General features: G+C 56.0%; 16 protein-coding genes and 1 tRNA gene. 9 read left to right on the forward strand and 8 right to left on the reverse strand.

The features are described from left to right. Positions 1-26: 26 nt before the first annotated feature. Positions 27-473, reverse strand: a complete 447-nt coding sequence (locus HPA02_RS08010) for an NUDIX hydrolase (RefSeq protein WP_146802633.1) — start codon at positions 471-473, stop codon at positions 27-29. Positions 474-758: 285 nt separating this feature from the next. Further along, positions 759-1,145, reverse strand: coding sequence for a hypothetical protein (locus HPA02_RS18425; RefSeq protein WP_244945886.1), 387 nt, complete (start codon positions 1,143-1,145; stop codon positions 759-761). 532 nt (positions 1,146-1,677) lie between these two features. Between HPA02_RS18425 and HPA02_RS08020 the strand changes: the two genes are divergently transcribed. Then, on the forward strand, positions 1,678-2,718 hold the full coding sequence (locus HPA02_RS08020; RefSeq protein ID WP_146802634.1) for a hypothetical protein: 1,041 nt from the start codon (positions 1,678-1,680) through the stop codon (positions 2,716-2,718). 38 nt (positions 2,719-2,756) lie between these two features. On the opposite strand, the gene HPA02_RS18345 is transcribed toward HPA02_RS08020, so the two are convergent. Beyond that, positions 2,757-5,402 carry a hypothetical protein gene (locus HPA02_RS18345; RefSeq protein ID WP_146802636.1) on the reverse strand — a complete coding sequence of 882 codons (2,646 nt, stop codon included), beginning with the start codon at positions 5,400-5,402 and terminating at the stop codon, positions 2,757-2,759. Between the two features lie 931 nt (positions 5,403-6,333). Here HPA02_RS18345 and HPA02_RS08030 point away from each other — a divergent pair. From HPA02_RS08030 to trbL, 3 genes are all read left to right on the forward strand, one after another. Next, on the forward strand, positions 6,334-6,555 hold the full coding sequence (locus HPA02_RS08030) for a TraK family protein (RefSeq protein ID WP_146802638.1): 222 nt from the start codon (positions 6,334-6,336) through the stop codon (positions 6,553-6,555). Next, the gene (gene trbJ / locus HPA02_RS08035; RefSeq protein WP_146802640.1) at positions 6,552-7,301 is read left to right on the forward strand and encodes a P-type conjugative transfer protein TrbJ; all 750 of its coding nucleotides are present in this window, start codon (positions 6,552-6,554) and stop codon (positions 7,299-7,301) included. Before HPA02_RS08030 ends, trbJ begins: the two co-directional genes overlap by 4 nt. Positions 7,302-7,514: 213 nt before the next feature. Continuing rightward, positions 7,515-9,011: a P-type conjugative transfer protein TrbL gene (trbL, locus tag HPA02_RS08040; RefSeq protein ID WP_146802642.1), complete on the forward strand. Its 1,497-nt coding sequence runs from the start codon at positions 7,515-7,517 to the stop codon at positions 9,009-9,011. A gap of 686 nt (positions 9,012-9,697) precedes the next feature. On the opposite strand, the gene HPA02_RS08045 is transcribed toward trbL, so the two are convergent. Beyond that, positions 9,698-10,360, reverse strand: coding sequence for an ABC transporter ATPase (locus HPA02_RS08045; RefSeq protein ID WP_244945888.1), 663 nt, complete (start codon positions 10,358-10,360; stop codon positions 9,698-9,700). A gap of 88 nt (positions 10,361-10,448) precedes the next feature. Continuing rightward, entirely contained in the window at positions 10,449-11,300 is an 852-nt protein-coding gene (locus HPA02_RS08050) for a helicase RepA family protein (protein ID WP_146802646.1), read from the reverse strand. Positions 11,301-11,606: 306 nt separating this feature from the next. Here HPA02_RS08050 and HPA02_RS08060 point away from each other — a divergent pair, with 306 nt between their 5' ends. Next, on the forward strand, positions 11,607-12,506 hold the full coding sequence (locus HPA02_RS08060) for a helix-turn-helix domain-containing protein (RefSeq protein WP_146802651.1): 900 nt from the start codon (positions 11,607-11,609) through the stop codon (positions 12,504-12,506). A 108-nt stretch (positions 12,507-12,614) separates the two neighbouring features. Here the strand turns inward: HPA02_RS08060 and HPA02_RS08065 are convergent, their stop codons facing one another. Beyond that, positions 12,615-13,679 (reverse strand): tyrosine-type recombinase/integrase, encoded by a 1,065-nt coding sequence (locus HPA02_RS08065; protein ID WP_146802653.1) that lies wholly within the window; start codon positions 13,677-13,679, stop codon positions 12,615-12,617. 97 nt (positions 13,680-13,776) lie between these two features. Continuing rightward, a tRNA-Ile gene (locus HPA02_RS08070) sits at positions 13,777-13,853 on the reverse strand. 162 nt (positions 13,854-14,015) lie between these two features. Between HPA02_RS08070 and HPA02_RS08075 the strand changes: the two genes are divergently transcribed. After that, positions 14,016-14,621 (forward strand): hypothetical protein, encoded by a 606-nt coding sequence (locus tag HPA02_RS08075; protein ID WP_244945889.1) that lies wholly within the window; start codon positions 14,016-14,018, stop codon positions 14,619-14,621. A 52-nt stretch (positions 14,622-14,673) separates the two neighbouring features. Here HPA02_RS08075 and HPA02_RS08080 read toward each other — a convergent pair whose 3' ends face one another. Continuing rightward, positions 14,674-15,711, reverse strand: a complete 1,038-nt coding sequence (locus tag HPA02_RS08080) for a hypothetical protein (protein ID WP_146802655.1) — start codon at positions 15,709-15,711, stop codon at positions 14,674-14,676. Between the two features lie 228 nt (positions 15,712-15,939). On the opposite strand from HPA02_RS08080, the gene HPA02_RS08085 reads away from it, so the two are divergent. From HPA02_RS08085 to HPA02_RS08095, 3 genes are read left to right on the forward strand one after another with little or no spacing between them, the layout of a single operon-like run. Next, positions 15,940-18,057 (forward strand): TonB-dependent receptor, encoded by a 2,118-nt coding sequence (locus HPA02_RS08085; protein ID WP_146802657.1) that lies wholly within the window; start codon positions 15,940-15,942, stop codon positions 18,055-18,057. 7 nt (positions 18,058-18,064) lie between these two features. Next, positions 18,065-18,793: a siderophore-iron reductase FhuF gene (gene fhuF / locus HPA02_RS08090; protein ID WP_146802659.1), complete on the forward strand. Its 729-nt coding sequence runs from the start codon at positions 18,065-18,067 to the stop codon at positions 18,791-18,793. An 18-nt stretch (positions 18,794-18,811) separates the two neighbouring features. Beyond that, positions 18,812-19,750: a helix-turn-helix domain-containing protein gene (locus tag HPA02_RS08095; RefSeq protein WP_146802661.1), complete on the forward strand. Its 939-nt coding sequence runs from the start codon at positions 18,812-18,814 to the stop codon at positions 19,748-19,750. Positions 19,751-19,802 lie beyond the last annotated feature (52 nt).

Genomic DNA, 19,802 nt, shown 5'->3' on the forward strand with positions numbered 1-19,802 from the left:
TTAAAATAAAAAATAAAGAACAAACTTCACTCTACTAACTCATTTTTGTACACCTCCATAGCTTGCCTTGCCACTTTCTCAACGTCTAAGCTAATAGCCAAGTTATTTTCGTTCACATCATCCAAGTTAAAAAAACAGGCCTCTAGTGCATCATCACCTGCTAAAGGCTCACCTGAGACCCATACACAGAGCACCGCCACTAGTACAAAGTGATACTCAAGCCCACCGTCTTTATCAAAATCTAATACATCGACAGCATTGAATACTCTATGCATGTTGGCAGTAACGTTTGTTTCCTCGTAAAGCTCTCTCAGCGCGGCTTCCTCAATAGTTTCCCCTCGCTCAATTTTTCCACCTGGGAACCCCCATCGACCGGCATCTGGTGGGTTAGAGCGACGCACCAAGAGTACTTTATCGCCTTTTAACAAAACTGCGATGGTTGCTACCACCGGACGTTTTTTCGACGTTTCCAAAAACTCGCCCCCCCCTGACCAGACATCATACCCTCTGCATCAATAAGAAATGATTACTGATATTACACAAGGCACATCAGAATGATAGATCGTATTTTATTCCGTCAAGATTTTCGACTAAATCCTTCGCTCTCAGGTGTCGAAAAGGCGGACCAAGCTGCGATGCAGGTCTACCTGAGAGCGAGTAAGGCGCAGGATCTCCGACAAGCGCATGCCCGTTTCCAGGGCGATTCTGGTTAGCTTGGGATTGCGTTGCTGACGCAGCACGGCGAACAGCAACTTCTCCTAGTCAGCGCTCAGGAGCCGGTCGTGCCTTCCCCGGGGCTGGGCTTGCGGATGTTCTGAACAGGGTTGTAGGTCAAATTGAGGCGCCATTCCGGGCTCGTCAGTGGTTGAGGTAGGCACCAGGCGCATTGTATTAGGGCTTATGGGCTGCCCCCGGCGCCCCAGGCTGTTGAGCCGTGTGTCGCGGTAGTTGGCGATCAGTTCCGGCGTCAGGGCCGCGAGAGAGTACTTGCCCAGGCGCTCAACCAGCGTGTTGGCCTTGTGGCGCTCGCTCTTTTGGGTGCTGGGCAGCTTGGTAGGGGTGACGTCGGCCAGATAGCGCTTGAGAGCCGCTTCGAGGGTCATCCGCTCCGAGGCACTGCGCTGGATATAAACACCGCGCACCATTTCGTCTTCGGTGCGGAGTGCCCAGTCCTGAATATCACGTCTGTTGCCAAAGAGCTTGGCGAAGGCGGGCTAGCCGATCTTGCGGATAACGGCTTTCCAGCTACCGGCAGGGGTCTTGACGATGGTGGCCATGAAAGTCTCCAGGGGGCTGAAGGATGGCACAATACTGAAAATGTGTCCTTGGACTCACCAGCAAGAATCGCTAAGAACTTGATTTTATTGGTGGGCCCAGCTGGACTCGAACCAGCGACCAAGGGATTATGAGTTCGCTTTTAAAACAATAAGCTACTGACACACAAGGAAAAATGACCGAAATCTAGCGAAAGGTACAGTTCTTTGGAATCAGTAGGTTAGCGAAAACTAAGCATACTATGGCAAGCTTATATGTGTACCGGTACTGTACCGATGAGGCTCGAATTGCAAACAAAACGCACTTAACACAAAGACAGCGCAAGGTCAACACGAGAGATCAAAAAAGCTAAATAGAAGCTCGATTTTGCTAGCTTTTTATTGCAAATACGCAGAGGAAAATATGTCAAGAAGACGTGCATATACAAAGGTATTCAAAGAAAATCAGCTTCGGGCGGATCATGTTCGGGGCATGGGTGATAAAACATTTATAGGCTTTCAGTGCCTGAATCCGGAATGTACATCATTCATATTTTCTCTTGAAGAAGAAGTCGGTGATGATTTTTCTATAATTTGCCCAGACTGTGGTTATATTCTTGAATCAGGGTCTTCAACTAAATTTTATGATTATATACTAGGTGAGATCGACGCGGACACTAAAGAGCTTAAAAACACTATAGAATCAGGTGACTTTGAAATACTACATGCCGACTATGTAAGGGAAGCAAGCAAGTTTAAATACTGCATAATATGTAACACCTTAAAGCCTTTAGACTTCTTTGACAAGCACAAGACAAGAAAAAGTGGAAGACAAGGCGAGTGCCGACTTTGCAAAGCACAGTATAACTTAATTAAAAATCAGACGAGAATTTCTGACCAGCATAGAGAGGCAGCACAGAAAAGGCGGCTATATATCGACATTGCAGGCCACTCGCAAAAAATCGACACCAAGGCAATATTTGCAAGGTTTGAGGGAAGATGCTTTAAATGCGGAGAAAAACTTTTTGATGAAAGCGGACATCCACTATCTGGAGAGTTCCACTTAGATCATACCCTTCCCGCCTTCTACTTATGGCCAATGACAACCGACAATGCAACTTTACTTTGCCAGAAACACAATGGGGAAAAGTCAGGGAACTGGCCAAGCAAGTTTTATAATGAAAAGGAGCTCAGATTATTGAGTGCCAAGACTGGCATCAGCTACCAAAAATTATCTGGCGACCCTGAAATAAACCCGGCAGCCCTCGAAATATTATCCAAGCCAGAAAATGTAATGGCTCTTTTCCAGAAGCACGGAAAGTATATGGATGAAATCATTCGACTGAGAAATCGAATATTGGTCATTGCAGAATTTGATTTCTTTGCATCAGTTGAAAATCAAATATCGCGAGATCTACTTGAACTCGCAAACTCTCAGCTAAAAGGTTACGGAAAAAGACTATAACATGAAGGGCCGGTAGTACCCTACCGGCCCGCCCCTAATTAGTACAGTAGAAGGTACTGATGGTCAGTCACACCTCCTTTATCACTTATACCATGTGATTCACAATGCGCTACATCTTCATCAAACACCTCAGATGAAGAAAACCAATATTTTGCACGCTTTGATAAAACATCAGCCATATCACACTTGTTACTTTTACCAAGATGCAAAAGAAGAACACCGTCTTCTTTTAAGCGCTCTTTACTTTGCCTGAATATATTGTCATAACAAGCAAAATCAGTTAACTGCTTTGTTTCTAAAAACTGCTTACCACCAGCCTTGAAATCAAACTCTCCCCAACCAGAGAACCAAAGCCTAATCCAATTCGCCGAATAAAACCTGGTAGAAGCAAAGAAAGGAGGCGAAGTAATGACCGCATCAAGACCATCGACTTCTTCTGGCCAACACTTTGTTGCATCAGTTTCAAAAATTTTACCATCGACAAAATTCTCAGGAAGTTCGGAACCTAACACCTTGCTAACTTTTTGCCACACCTTTTCTTTTAAAGATTTATATAAAAAATCTCCAGTGGGTGAAAATGGCGTCACAGGATGCGACCTTCTACTTAGTGCATAAGGACGATTACCATGCAGTACATGCATAGTACAAGCTAGGAGCAGAGATACTGGCTGATTCCAAGGGTGATTTAAGGCAAACCATTCCCGAGCTGCCAATATCTCTCGTAGTGTATCTTCATGATAATACTCAACAAGGTTTTTATTAAAATCAGGCAACCACTGATTGAAGCTCTGCCGTCCTGCGTTCTTTTCAACATAGTTGCATAGCTGCAAAAAGTAAGATTTTACTTCTTCATCCCGTGGCGCCCATACTTTTGCACGACTGATGGCAACCCCCGCGGGACTAAGATCAAAGCCATAAGATTTTTTTCCAGCCAGTGCCCCTTCAAAAGGTATAGTTCCTACACCAGAGAAAGGATCCAAAAACTTCCCCTCAGAAGGGACAAACGAATCTACAAGAAAGTTACCGATTGCTGGCTTCAGTTTTCCTTGATAGCTACATAACGAGTGAGAAGAATGGCCCCAATTCCTTTTCTTATAAGCATCGCTTAAACCTGAAACTTTCTTCCTGAATGCAACCCATGAAGAACTTTGCTTATCAAAATAACGTTCAGCAGATCGTTCCTTCTCCTTAACTGCGACAATACATACTTGTTTAACCTTTTGACCACTTCGAGACATCCTTTCTCTGACCAAAAGATTTTCAACAATCCGACAGCCATTATTTTCTAGGATTTCTGCAACAAGCTTATCTGTAGGCACTTTGATATTGCTATAAACTGAATCCCCAATATCAATGGCAATTGTTCCACCACTTTTCAGATGGAAGATAGTCCCTGACAAAGCTTGATTAAGGTCATGCGCATACCAACGAACCATCTTTGGTATTCGCCTATCATATGCATGCTCATCCAAGCCTTTCAGACACTCCGATAAGCTTTCAAAAGCTAAACCACTAGGGTTCTGCTTACTCCTAATTCCACGAACATCGTTGATACCAGCCGTTATCGCCTTATCCCGGAGGATTCCAAGGTCACCTTTTTCTTTGATAGCACCTAAAAACCAAAGCTCCACCTTTGTATTTCTAAAGTAATTTGTGCCATTCAGATAAGGAGGCGAAGTTATAACAATATCAGCATTAACTGTGGGTATACTAGAAAGACCTCTAGAATCTGACGTCAAAAGAATTGACATTTTCTCTTGCGATGAAAAATCACTGATCCCGCTTGCAATTTTCTCTAGAGCAAGTCGCACATGATAATAAATATCAGCCGATATACGTTCACGCTCTTTGGGCCGCTTACGCCTCAAATCTCCTGCTCGCTGCATATTTGAAGCAGGAACAAGAGAAGACAAAGTTGCAATCTCAAGTGCATTACCTAATGGCTCGTTAGTGCACTGAAGCTTGATGATTTCAGTTTTCAGCTTAAGAACCTGACTAAGGGTTGAATCTTCAAATATGTCAGATCCCTCAAAAACTTTTCTATAGGAATCTTTTATCAAATCATCTTCGCAAACGAAAGAAAAGTTCTCATAAAATGAATCAGAAAGCTTTCCAATATCTTCTTTGAGCTTACTCCGCTTCTTCTCTGACAAGTTTCGGAAAAACTCTTTCAGCTCAATAACACGCTGCATAACTGGATTTATTTCACAGTAATAAGCTTTTCTTCCTTCATTGTTTGATGTAAAAGTTAGAGGTGTTGTCCCGCAACCGCCGAATGGATCAAGAATTATTCTTGCATCACTCTTATACTTTTTAGCAAGGTCCTCTACAAACTGAGGAGAGAATGCTTCAAGATATGGGAAAAGATCATGGAAAAAGTCTCCTCGGCCGCCACTATAGGTGCCAGCACGGGCCATTGAACTATTCTTTTTATCTAATTTTTTGTTATTAAACGATTTTCTAAGAATTGACAAGACCTGTGAATTCACGCTCCTCATCTCTTTCTCTGCTTTTAGGCGTAATTCTTCGTAAGAGGTTACTCCCAAAAGCTCTCTTATTTCTAAGCTCGACAGAGTTGCAATCTGACGCTGGATATTTTCATCTGCATCATTAACACGGAGTCTTAACACCTTCCGCTGACCGTCCGGCTCTTGAGATGCAGGAAAGTGAATTGAGGTAGCCATCCAGTATCCCTCACAGAAAGAACAATGTAGTCACATAGACTACATTGTTCTGGTTTTTTTGGCAACCATTCAGGAGAAAAATTAGTGCGATAAGGTCCATCAGATCTGCCTTTCTCCATCACTGATCGCATTTTGAAGGAACGGCCAAGCTGGTCGAGATCACCATTTCCAGCACTTAAGGAAGCTTGCAACGGTGCTGATGTGGGTCCAAAAGCTGTAAACCACTCAATGGAGGCTACTAACTATCTCAGGTTAACGCGGAACCGATGGCCAAGATCTCCAGAGACGCGCAAGATACCAGACCGGTGGTCAGACGCTATAGCTAGGACCTGTGAAACGTATCACTGGAAAGGACGACCAGCTTGTTTTAGGCAATTGCACACGTGACCTGCCGCCTGTGCAATCGCTTCTTTTTCATCAGGACTAACACGGACCATGATATGCGTGGTTATCTTCCTGGTTTCGTTACCCATATCCTTTATCCTTTGCTAATGCGGCGGTAGCCGCTGGCTGCGACAGCAACACCCTCGGAGAGCAGGATGCGTCGAGCCGACAGGCGAGTAAGTTGTGGGTATTTGCTAGATCGACGCTTGCGGCGGTATAGCAAATACACATCCTGCCCGCCTCCCTCGCTGCAACACAGCTACAACGATGCTCACTATGTCCACATCGAAACGCATAATCAATGTATTGCATAACCCCTGCACCATGTTCCATTGGTCATGCATCAAAATATTCAAACTGAGTATTCGCCACTGTCTTACTGCACCAAAACACACATCTCAGGAATCATAATATACACAAGATGCGGCAAACTTCGCCAAATTTCTATTTAAACAAAGCCGTCCTTGACAACGACACAAAAACCAATCAAAAAATAAATCCAGGCAAACCAACTCCACATCACACCTGTAGCCCAGGAATAATCGACATGGACCTGATCGAAGGCTTAAAGAAGAGGAGAGAAGAGAAGTCCAAAACGCATGGACGGTATGCTTTTCTCAAATACAAGGAGGAAATTAAGGAAGCATTAGACAATGGATATAACGCCATAGACATCTGGGAGCACCTTCATAAAAAAGGTGAGATGCCAATTAAATACAATCAATTCACTGTTTACATTAGAAAGCTAATCGGGAGTAGTGGACCATGAAAAAACTCATCACCGCACTAACTTTCATATTCCTCACCGCTCAATCCAGCCAAGCGGTATCAGGAGGAGGCGGATTTACCGGGGCGACTGAACCCACTCAGCTTCTCAATAATGCGGAGCTAATTGATGTTGCCATCAGCGAATCTGAGAATCTTGCATATACCATCCGCCAATATGAAATCATGTACGAAAACTTTCTCAGTCTTCCGGAGCATATCAAGCAACAGGCGCTTTCCGACCTTCAAGATCTTGCTGACATCGTCGCCACCGGACGAGCCATTGCCTATAGCTCAGGCCAGGTTGATGAAGACTACCAGCGAGGATATAGAGATTTCGACTATTACGCCCAAAGCAATAAAGGGAGCCATGAGGACTATTCGGTTCGTTATCGGGAGTGGTCACAGACAAACCACGATAGCGTGCGGGGCGCTCTTCGAGCGGCTGGCCTGCAGGCCGCACAATTTTCGCGTGAGGACTCCGCATTGAGAGCGATTGAACACCAAATAGAAAGCGCTAGAGGCGAAAGGCAATTACTGGAAGCCGGTGGTGCTATCGCAGCCCTGCAAGTGGAGCAACTTCAGAAACTTCGGCAACTTCAGATGGCGCAAATTCAGCTACAGGCCTCGCATGTAGGCGGTCAGGTGGATCGTCAGGCGGAAGATGACTCGGCCTGGCATCGCGCCACTGCGCCACGCGACAACGACCCCGACAGTCAACAGCCTATCCATGCGGACGATCTATTTTGAGGAGTGAGTAATGAGCTGCAGTACCAAGACTCTGATTGTCATTGCTGGCCTAGTAGCGAGCATCGCCACCGCCGCAGCTTTATGGAAACTCGACAAGGCCGAAGAGGATGCCGCCTGGGAGCGCGCCACTATACCGCGTGACAACGCCCCTTCCGCTCAAAGACCAATCACTGAAGATGATCTATTCGGCTCAGGAGATGGGAGTAACGAGCGATGAAACCTTGGTTGTATCTAGTCATTCCTGCTGCTCTGCTACTGCTCTGTGGGCCAGTTGCTGCCGCCGATGGGGACATAATCCGTGAGCTTCAGCAAGGATTCCGAGACTCAGTGGCACTATGGTATGCCCCTTTGCAGCAAGTGGCGACCTGGTTGCTGCTCTCTCTTGCCGTAATTTCCTATACCTGGTCAGCAAGCCAGATGGTACTGAGAAATGCTGACCTGGGTGAATTTGTGGCGGAGTTCGTCCGGCTAGTGATCTTCACTGGATTCTTCTTGTTCCTGATACAGGGAGGTCAACAGTTAGCCGAGACCATGATCAGGGGCTGGATCTGGATAGGTGGCCAGGCTACCAGCACCAACCTGAGCCTGAGTGTTCCAGAGATCCTGGAGCGCGGGTTTACCCTTGGGGGCGATGTTATTTCGGCAGGCAGTGGCCTAAGCCGGATTGCTTACACCATCCTGGCGCTCCCCGTTGTGATCCTGTACACGCTGATTGCCGCCTATGCTTTCTTCGTGCTGGCTGAAATGTACGTGGTCACGGCAGCGGGGATCGTTCTTCTTGGTTTTGGCGGTTCGCAGTGGACGGTGGATTACGCCAAAAAGTACATCACCTACACCATCAGCATCGGTGCCAAGCTCTATGTCATGTTCCTGGTCATCGGCGCGGGTGAACAATTCATTCACCAGTGGGCAGTAAATCAGGATCACGAGTCGTTCCGGGCCATTCTCGCCATTATCGGTGTGCTGTTGATGATGGCTATTCTGGTAAAGATGATTCCAGATGCGGTGCAGGGAATCATCAACGGGGCTTCTCTCGGTAGTGCAACGCCGTCAGTAGGTGGCATGGCAAGGGCTGCCGGGTCTGTAGCGGTAGGTGCTGCTGTAGGCGCTGCGGGCGGCGCTATGGCCGTGCGTGAAGCCTCCAAGCTGGCCGGTGAACAGCTCGGTGGCGGTGGAGCGCTCGCCTCGGCGGCAACTCCAGGTGGTGGGTCGCCCGGTGGTAATTCCTTCCTGGGCGGTCCAGCAGGTGGTTCGCCAAGTGGTGGAACAGGGCCTCTTCCTATGCCGGGCACCGCCCCGTCATCGGGCGGTGCCGCTTTGGGTGCTGGGCGCACGGCTCACGCTGGACAGACCATGAAGAACCTGACGAAGGCAGCAGGTGAAACCATGGGTGGCAAGATCATGGGTGACTACAACGCCAGTCACGGCTCCTTCGGCGGTTCTATGGCGCAGAAGCTCCGGGCTGAACGGCTCGGTATGGCGGAAGGCGGCAGCGAGTCTGCCCATACGGGTGGTCAGCAGAGCATCGGCCAGTCCGATGGCCTGAAGGGGACTATTCGTGGGGCACCGACTACTAACGAAAACGACACGCATAATCAGACCCCCCAGGCTACGCATAATCGGACCCCCTCCGAGCCGGCAGCCAGCGCGGCTGCCGGCGCGGAGGTACCTTATCGATCACCCGCTGGGAGCCATAACGATGAACAATGAACGTCCGCAAGCCCCTCTCTGGTATCTCGCAGCTTGGCTGGCAGTCGCATTGCTGCTGGTCGGGCTCGCTGTTAACGGTTCCTGGGTGGCCTGGCTATCGTTGCCTGTGTGCTACCCCGTCATCATGAAAGCCGTCTCATGGCGACCAGGCCCCCATGATCAGCGCAGTCACCTCGACGCCTGAACGCAACGAGTGAATCATTCCGTCATCTTGGGGGGTACGCATAATCGGCCCCCCCTACGCATAATCGGCCCCCGGTCTGTACGGTGGCACTCTCTGCCGGGCGCTGCCCGGCGTTAAACGCCAAAATAGGAACATGCTCGCCCTGGCGTCGGAATCAGACCGGCCTCAACCCATCAATAATAATAAGAATAATAATATTATTCTTATTATTATTGGCGCGATTTCCCCATGCCGTATTGCTGTCTGCTGGATAAAACAAGCAGCGGGATTATGCACAGGCCAGGGGTGCGCCCTTCCTTTTTGGCGTTCAACCATCGGCCGTAGGCCGAACGATAAAGCCTTCAGGCTTTATCGCCCAAGGTGTAATCACCCGCATCCAGCGGGTGGTTACACCGCCTGGATATCCTGGATATCCTGAATATCCTGCTGAAAACCCGAAAATTCGGGCCGCTGTGACACGCTTTCGGGCCGGTGTGACACGCTATCGGGCCGCTGTGGCACGCTATCGGGCCGCTGTGACACGCCTTACCCTACTCGTGGCATCTATCTCGATGCCGATTTCAGTCAACCCGCCGGCATCCTCTTTTACTCTCCGCCGATAGTTGCGCACCTTCATGCTGCTCACAGCAATACCGCATACGGCCCGAATCAGCGTGTCCAGATACCAGCCGCCCACTGGGTTGTTCTTGTGGGTGAGTACATGCCGAGCAACCGCTTGGCTTATTCCATATTGCAACCTGGCAATCGGTGCCGGTGAGTAGTACAGGGACAAGTCTCTCTCCATCAGCATGACCAGGGCGATGCCCAGCCGGACACGCCACAAATGCCGCTCACCGCCCGTGAGGGGGTCGCGGCGGGTCATAGATGACGGAATAATGTGATCGATCAGACCGCCGATGATGCTGTCACCACTCTGCTCCAGCTCTGGCGTCACGATTTCTACCGTGGCAGCTCGCAAATCTCTGAGCAGCTTCTTGATGCGATCGTGGCTGTACTGGCGGTCTGATAGTGTCCGGCGCAGTTTCGCCGGATCAACCAGCAGCTCGACGCCACCATCTGAGATTTCGCGCCGCCGTTCGGCAACATAGAGTAAGGACTCCACGATATCGGCGTGGCGTTGCCCAAGCCTGCCGGTGACTCGGCATCGACCAAAGTCGGTTTCCATCCACTGTCCCGCTCGTTCCTGGGGACGCTGGCTAGGCTGATAGATCATTACTCTGGCCTGCAATGCCGTGCTGGTCGGGGCAACGCGGTTACCAGTCATCATCACCGCCCCTTGCTACGGCCTTGAGCTTCGTAGGCGCGGGATGTTTTTGTCGCTCAAGTACAGCAGGTTTGAGGATGCCGCCTTCATGCCGCCTGAACCAACGCTCCTGGAAAGGCGCGCCATAGTTCGCCTTGCTGACGCCATAGCGAACGAAGTACCCACGCTGACCTCCATTAACGCCCCATTCATTAGCCTCAGCCTGGGTCATACCGGACAGGTAAGATTGCCACCGGATGTTATCGACCAGCACCGATGAACCACGGCTCGCCTGCTGCTGGTCACCGGTGCCCATCATTGCTGCGCCCTTATTGGAATGATGCAAAAATACGATGGAACAGCCAGTATCGGCGGCTATGGCCTCCATGCGGCCAATGACCTGGGCCATGGGACCGCTGGCGTTCTCATCCTCGATATGGAAACGGCGCAGAGTATCCAAGATCATCAGACGACGTCCCTCAGCCGCCCGCTTGAGGCCATCGAACCAGTCAAAAGCCATGATGTTGGGGCATTTCCCGATCAGTGGCTCGATCAGCAGGTGGTCAGCCACAACCTGCCTCTGCGCGGGTGTAAGCTGCGCACCAAGGGCATGTAACCGGTGATGGATAGCCGCGGGTGGATCTTCGGCGGGTAAATAGATTACCGGCCCCGTGGGCAACTCACCCACTTCCAGCAGATCTGGGCCGCCGGCAATCTGTGCACTCAGTTGAAGGATTAGCATGGATTTACCGGCTCCACCAGGCGATACAAGTGCACCTACGGTGCCTGCAACCATGTTAGGAAGGACGTAATCAACCGGCGGCGGCGGCTCAGTGAAGGCCGCAATAAGGTCAATGGCCATTTATCACCCCCGATCACCGCAGAGCCGATCACTATTCAACAGCTCGGCTATCTGTGAAGCTCGGAAATAGACACGGCGGCCTATCTTCAGCTTTGCTTTGTTGATCTCCTCCGTATAAGGCTGCCGTGACTGTAGAGCGATCCTTAGCCCATCGGGGCTTCGGTGCAGAAGGTCGGCAAGCTGAGGCATCGTCAAAAGCGGGCCATACTTGTTCAGAAGCGACTCTTCCAGGCTAAGCTTCGTATCTTTCATGTTACGCACCCCTTCTTTCGGTAGACATCCTCAGCCTAATGTGGGATCGTGCGCATGACAGACCTATTTTATGACAAAAAGGTTGATAGCTGTATGGCTACCTCAAGCTCGCCAATTCACAAGCCCTTAGCGGTCGAGGGTTGTTCCCCAGAAATGGCTGCTGCCATAGAGGCTTTTAGCACTTCAATTACACCTTCTCATACTCTTCGCTCAAGGCGCTACAGCCTATTATCCTTGGTTGCCAAACACCTCGATGACGCGGCAAGTATATCAATCAGGCGTACGCTTTCAGGATTTAACCAGGAAAAGTCCTTTTCACAGCATGTGAAGCACACTGGCTGCAATAATTTAATCAAGACGTTCAAGCTGCTTTCTCGACAAGCCGGTCTGACCCCGCGGGATCAAGCCGATATCGACTGCTTGATGGATGTTCTCTTCTTTATTAAGAGTCGTACACCATCCGAGTCCATAGCCGCTGAAATAAACCTTATCGAGAAGCCTTTCTGCGAACTTTGTTGGCGTTTCACCATTGCTTATGACCGCTATTCAAATGGCGAAGAAGCCGAGATGAGGAACGCAAGGTATTGCGAATTTCATAATCCAAGCTCTAACCCCTCCGCCTATCGTAATGACCACCGATACCGGAAAGACTTTGAGGAGTGGCTTATCGCAATGGGTGGAGAGAAGGAACTTAATTTATCATCCGATCTAAAACAGCAGGAAGCCATACGCAAGAAGGCTTACGCACTCGCACATGCCAAGCTCACCGAAAGAAGAGTCAAGATACTCAAGCTTTACGCGGCTGGTTTTTCGCAGAAAAAGATAGCAGACAAGCTTGGCATTTCCCCCCAGGCTGTTTCAAAGTCACTATTCAAGCTTCGAGGGTACTTTAGCACTTGGGCAGATATTGCGTTAGGCCAGGAGCTGGAAAGCCTGAAACATAGCAAAGACTAACCACCCATCAGTAACCACCGATTTTTTGCTCGCTCTGCCAAGCGACAACGATTCATGGCACGGCAGCAATAGTAATAGGATCACTATTACTACCGTGCCAAACCAGCATCATGACAAACGCTGGAGTTTATCCAGCTTGGTAACCAGGTCTTCCGCCCTCAGATGCGTATACCGCCTCAGCATCTGCATGGACTTGTGACCGCTGATCGCGGCGACCTCCTGATCGGATAAACCCGCCTCAACTAGACGGCTGACGGCCTCATGGCGTAGATCGTGGAAGCGGAAGTCGTCGAGTCCGGCCTGCTTCTTCGCCTGGTTCCAGAGCTTGGTATAGGCGTAAGGACCGCGCTTGCCGTCCCTGCCAGGCTCACCAAAGAACACCAGATCACAGTCGAGCGGACGCACCGGGTTGTTCAGCGCTTGCTTGAATACCTCGGTAGCGGCCTGGGTCAGCGGCACCAGGCGAGCTTCGTTGTTTTTGGTGTCCGTGAGGCGCACCACGCGGCGTTTCACGTCGACCTGGGAGCGAGTGAGGGTCAGGATCTCAGACGAGCGCATGCCCGTCTCCAGGGCGATTCTGGCGATCCAGGCCAGCATGGGGTTGCTGTGCTGCCGTAGCACGGCGAACAGGCGCTTCTCCTCGTCAGCGCTCAGGCGCCGGTCGCGCCCTTCCCCCGGGCTGGGCTTGCGGATGTTCTGGACAGGGTTGTAGGTCAGGCCGAGGCCCCATTCCTGGATGGCCACGGTGTAGAGGTGGCCGAGCAGGGCGAGCTCCAGGCGCACGGTATTGGGACTGATAGGCTGGCCACGATGACCAATGCTGTTCAGGCGGGTGTCACGGAAATTGGCGATCAGCTCCGGCGTCAGGGCCGCAAGGGAATACTTGCCCAGGTGCTCGATCAGCTTGCGCGCTTTGTGCTGCTCGCTTTTCTGGGTGCTGGGCTTCTTGGTAGGGGTAACGTCGGCCAGGTAACGTTTGAGCGCGGCTTCGAGCGTCATGCGCTCCGAGGCACTGCGCTGGATATAGACACCACGCACCATTTCATCTTCGGTGCGGCGTGCCCAGTCCTGGGCGTCTCGCTTGGTGCGGAAGGTCTTGGCGGCGGTGGGCCAGCCGGTCTTGCGGATGACGGCTTTCCAACTACCAGAGGGGGTCTTGACGATGGTGGCCATGAAAAACTCCAGGGGGCTGAAGGATCGGCACTGTACCGAAACTGTACCCTTGGACTATGGGACTCACCAAAGAAAATTCTTAAGTAGCTGATTTGAATGGTGGGCCCAGCTGGACTCGAACCAGCGACCAAGGGATTATGAGTCCCCTGCTCTAACCAACTGAGCTATAGGCCCATCGCGGGAGGGGCGCTTGGCAGCGCGGGCGTATGATAGCGAATGCCGATTAGCGAGGCCAGCCCGGAGCGGGAGGCGGGCCGGTTTCGTGGGGTGGCGGCACTTTCCGCGCTCCCGCGGGTCTGTGCTGGACGCGTCGAGAGCCCGCCATAGAGAGTCCCCATGATAAAAGCACCCACCATCAAGGCCGCCCTGCCCAGCCTGTTGCTGTCGTTGCTCGCCCTCTCCACCTTACCCGCCCAAGCCGCCTGGCAGCTGGATGGGGAGCGCTCCCGGGTGGAAGCGACGGTGATCGCCATCACGCCCGAGGGCCCCTCACCCCATACCCACCAAATCCGCGACCTGCATGGCGACATCGATGCCGAGGGGCGGCTGCGGCTGCCGCTGCGCCTGGCCCAGGCCGATGTGCTGGATCGCCTGGGCCCGCTACCGCCCTGGCTGTCGGGCTTTACCGACCGGCCCCTGGCCACCCTGACCACCCAGCTGGCGCCACAGCGCCTGGATAGCCTGGCGGTGGGTGACTCCCGGGTCGAGACCCTGACCATGAGGGTGGAGGCCAATGGTCGTCACCACCAGACGCCGGTGCCGCTGCGCTTCTCGCGCCTGGATGGCGCCACCATCCGTGTCACCGCCGCCGAGCGCCTGGTACTCGATGGCCAGGAGCTGATGGCCAACCCGACCCTGCGCGGGGTGCTGCTGATGCTCGGCTATGAGCAGATCGGCGACGAGGTGCCGGTGAGCCTGGATGCCCTACTGATCGACCGTTAGTCAGCCCCCTGGGACTCGCCGACCTTTCCGACAGCGCCTTGCGGCCTTCGCCTTACTCCAGGTGCAGGATGGAGTATGGCGCTTCGCAGGCGTGGCGTTCGTCGCGTTCGTCGATGCTGCCCAGGGCATAGTCGCGGTCGTTGTCGTAGGCGACGAAGAGGCGCTCGCGGTCGAGCACCGCCAGGCCCTCGGCCTTGTGCTCGAACTCCAGGGGCAAGCCCACCGGGGTGGTGACCAGGCGCGGGGGCTCGCCGGTGCGAAAGGCCTCCAGGCCGATCTCCCAGAGGTAGCCGCCGATATGCGCCTCGCCGCCCCGCTCGACCTCGAAGCTGGTCAGCAGGTAGAGGCGCGCATGGTAGGGGTCATACTCCAGGCTGGAGAGGCCGCACTCGAAGCGCACGCCTTGGTGTTCGTGGGGCGTGAAGGCGTAGTGGTCGCGCAGTTCGTCGATAAACTCGAGGTTGCCGCCATCGGTGAGTTGGTAGTGGGCGCCGATGATGCGGCTGACATAGTGGAAGTCGTCGTGGGCGGTGCCCTGCTCGCGCACCCCGAGCAGCAGCAGGCCATCGCCATGCTCGCCGGGCACCGCGGCGAGCCCCTCGATCTTGTAGTAGGGAAAGCCGATGGCCGCGTCCAGCTTGCGCCGCAACTCCAACGAGCCTTCGACCCCGTCACGCGGGTCGGGGTCCACCACCTGGGCGTCGTCGGGCCGGCCCAGGGGCCAGATCAGCAGGTGATTGTAGTCGTTGAGGGCGTGACTCTCGTCATCGATGCGATCGAAGCCGGTGGTGGCCAGCACGTAGCGACCATCGGTGGTCAGGGCCAGGTCCTCGTACTTGATCGCCTGCTTGAGCAAGGGCGCGGTGAAGTAGTCCAGCCGGCTATCATCGGGCCCCTCCGGACGCAGGGGCAGGGCGAAGATGGCGGAACGCGACTCACCGGGGATCGGCTTGTCGCTGGCCATCACCAAGCGCTCGCCGTCGTAGAGCACCGCGGAAATCTCGGCATTGACGAGCCGCCCCCGGTCGTCGCGCAGGCCGGCGGGAAAGCAGTGAATGGTACCTTGCTGAACGATACGGGCATGGGCCATGGAAGACTCCGCATTGGTGGCTGGCACGCCTAGCCTAGTACAGCCACCGAGCGTGAAGCGACCGGGCCAGGCGCCTTCGTACGCCGTCCTGACGACTTCCGGAACCGCCACAACCAGAAATAAATAATAATACCTATCATTGAGTTTTTGCTTGAGATTGGTATCCTTAGACGGCTTACGATTTCGTCTCCGGGACACAGGGTCCCGGCCCCGTCGACAGGATCCCCCATGAAGAAGACGCTGACCCTCGGCCTGGCCATCGCCACCGGTGCTACCCCGTTCGCCTTGCAGGCCCAGCAGACGGAAACCCAGGAGACCCTGGTGGTAGTGGGCTCGCGCACGCCGACCCAGATCAGCCAGATTCCCGGGGCAGTATGGATCGTCGAGCAGCAGGAACTGCAGCAGCAGATCGAGGGCGGCGCCGACTTCAAGACCGCCCTGGGCCGCCTGGTGCCAGGCCTCGACCTGGCGCCCCAGGGCCGCACCAACTATGGCCAGAACCTGCGTGGACGCAGCGTCCAGGTACTGATCGACGGCGTTTCGCTGAATGGCTCGCGGGGCCTGTCACGGCAGTTCGATAGCATCGACCCCTTCAATATCGAGCGGGTGGAGGTGCTCTCCGGCGCCAGTAGCCTCTACGGCGGCGGCGCCACCGGCGGCATCATCAATATCGTCACCCGCCACGGCGAGTCCGGTGCCCCCCGGGGGCGCAGCGAGGCCGGCGTCACCACCGGCTTCAACCGCAGCGACGACCGCGACTTCCGCCTCGCCCAGTCGGTCAGCGCCGGCAACGATCGGGTCCAGGGCTACCTGGGGGTCGCCTACCAGGACAACGGCCGCCACTTCGATGGCGCCGGCGAGGAGATCTTCCCGGATATCGCCCAGACCGACCTGCAGGACAACCGCAGCATCGATATCCTCGGCAACCTGGGCGTCGACCTGGCGGCGAACCAGCGCCTGGATATCACCGCCCAGCTCTATCGCTCCGGCTTCGAGGGCGAACGTGGCGTCTACTTCCCCAACCTGGACGCGGCCAGCCCCGACCTGAACGACGCCGAGATCCGTGACGGCTACCGCTCGGACCGCGACCCGACCACCGACCGCCGCCTGCTCAATCTGCAGTACCACCATGGCGACCTGCTGGGGCAGGACTTCTACCTGCAGGCCTTCCACCGCGAGGAAGACGCCAACTTCCAGGCCTTCCCCTATCCGGATCCCCACTGGAGCGCCCCCAACGCCTACGAGTTCCGCGCCTCCCAGCAGAACACCCGGCTCTCCGGCCTCAAGGCGCTATTCGATGCCGAGCTTGGCGAGTCACTCTCGCTGCGTTATGGCCTGGATCTGGATCGCGAGAACTTCGATGCCAACCAGATGATCTTCAGCCAGGGCGCCACCGACGCCAGCGGCGGCCTGGTGCAGTCGGCGGCCCGCGTCGAGCCGCGCTACCCGGGGTATGAGATCGATACCACCTCGGCCTTCGCCCAGGGCGACTGGCAACTGACCGAGGCCCTGCAGCTCTCCGCCGGTCTGCGCCACCAGCGCATGGACGTGGCGGTGGACGATTTCCGCGGCATCCCCGGCGGCGAGAACGACTACGATGCCACCCTCTTCAATGCCAGCGCCCTCTACGACTTCGGCAACGGCCATCAGAGCTGGCTGCGCTATAGTCAGGGCTTCGAGCTCCCGGACCCGGCCAAGTATTACGGCAAGAGCGCCAGCGTCAGTGTCGCCGAGAACCCGCTTTCCGCCATCGAGACCGATCAGATCGAACTGGGCTGGCGCTACCAGGGCGGCGACTGGATGGCCCAGGCGGCGGCCTACTACTCCTGGTCCGACAGGGCCGTGGAGAACGACACGGACCTGAGCGTGGTCGTGGTGGATCAAGACAAGCGCGACTATGGCCTGGAAGGCGCCGTGACCCGCTACTTCGATCACGGCCTGGAGGCCGGCGGCACCCTGCACCTGACGCGCTCCGAGCAGCGCAGTGCCGCGGGCGAGTGGGAAAAACGCGACGCCCGCTACGCCTCAGTGTCCGCCGCCACCGCCTTCGTCGGCTGGTCCGACTTCCAGCGCTCGGCGCGCCTACAGGCCAATCACGCCTTCGACCTGGAGGACGACGCCGACCGCCGCATCGACGGCTTCACCACCCTGGACCTGACCCTGGGACAGCGTACCGACCTGGGTCGCTTCAGCCTCGGCGTGCAGAACCTGCTGGACGAGCAGTACTCCACGGTCTGGGGCCAGCGCGCCGCCATGTTCTACTCCCCCTACTACGGGCCGGAGTACCTCTACGACTACCAGGGCCGCGGGCGCACCTACACCCTCACCTGGTCGCTGGAGTACTGAGGTCGCCATGCCCAGTCCCCTGGAGGCGCTCTACGCCGGCCCCATGGCCGCCCTGATGTCACCGGGGCTGGGCGAGCCGCCTCCCTCCGCCCTGGCCGCTCGGGAGCTGCTCGAGCCCGGGCGGCTGGCGGCCCGGCTGGATCACTTCTCCCACCAGTACGACCGGGGCGACCGCCGCGCGGTGACCTCGCTCTGGTCGAAGTGGCATCTCAGCGCGGTGATCTCGGCGGGGCTGGCCGCCAACCTGCTGCTGGAGCGCGACCTGCCCCTGGGGCTCGACGAGCTGCACCTGGAGCTCGCCGCCGAGGGCCAGACCCGGCGCCTGTGGCTGGCCCATGACGGCACGCCCCTGGCCACCCAGGACCCCTTCCTGCGCTTCGCGACGCTGACCGACGCTCATCTCACGCCGCTGATCGCCGCCCTGGCCGCCCACTCCGGGGCCTCCCCCAAGGTGTTCTGGAGCAACGCCGGCAACTACTTCGAGTACTTCGCCGAGTCCCTGGAGGCGCATCCCATGGCCAGCCCCGGGGCGGCCGAGCCGGCCCGGGAGCTGCTGGCGGCCCGCCAGCTCCCGGACGGACGCCGCAACCCGCTCTTCCAGCCGGTGCGCTACCTGGCCGATGCCGCCGGGGGCGAGCCCGAGCGGCGCCGCCGCCTGTGCTGCATCCGCTACCTGATCCCCGAGCTCGGCTACTGCGGCAACTGCCCGCTGGAACGCGGCAACGCGCGCCGCTAAGCGGAGGAGGACGAGGCCATGACGACGACCCGGCGCCATACCGTCGCGGATTTTCTCGGCTACGGTCGCCGCTACCGCATCGACTACCGCTTCCCGGCGGCGCCTCCCCAGCCGGAGCGCGCCGCCCGGTTGCCCATCGCCCAGGGGCGGGTGGAGACCCTCGCCCTGACGGCGGGGGCCGAGCTGGTGCTCTCCGACCTGGAGGTGGTCCAGCCCTATGCGTCCCGCTCCCGCGGCCAGGCGGCGCTGCTGATCGTGGTGGTGATGGAGGGCCGGGTGCGCCTGGGCACCCTGGAGGCGGAGCGCTGGCTGACCGCCGGGGAGGCCTTTACCCTGCGCCTCGACGAGCGGCAGATCCTCAGCGCCCACCAGCCCGCCGGCCAGCGCCTGCGCACCCTGAGCCTGGCCCTGGACGAGGCGGCCATGCACCAGTGGTGCGGCGAGGCCCTGCCGACCCAGGCACCGCGCGCCTGGTCGCTGCCCAACGCCCTGAGCCTGACCCTGGAGCAGGGCTATCGCTGCGAGCTGACCGGCCAGCCCCGCCGGCTGCTGTTCCAGGGGCTGGCGCTGCAGCTGCTGGCCCGGGGCCTGGCGTCCCCCGTCCGGGACACCCCCCAGACGACGGCCCCCACGGCCTCGCCCGGCCGGCGCCTGGAGGCGGTGCGCCACCTGCTGGAAGAGGCCCCCGAGCGCGAGCATCGCCTGGAGGCCCTGGCGGCGCGCGCCGCCATGAGCCCCAGCACCCTGGTGCGTCGCTTCAAGGCCGCCTACGGCTGCTCGCCCATCGACTACCTGCGGCGCCGGCGCCTGGCTCGGGCCCGGGAGTTGCTGCTCGGCGGGCATAGCGTCCAGCAGGCCGCCCACCTGAGCGGCTACCGCCATGCCAGCAATTTCATCACCGCCTTCCGCCGCGCCTATGGCGTGTCGCCGGGCAGCCTGGCGAGTTCCCGCCACTGAGCCAGGCTGACGCCCGCCCATAACCGCTTGCATGGGGCGCATAACTCACCGG

Source organism: Bisbaumannia pacifica (genome assembly GCF_007989625.1).
Lineage (GTDB): Bacteria > Pseudomonadota > Gammaproteobacteria > Pseudomonadales > Halomonadaceae > Bisbaumannia > Bisbaumannia pacifica.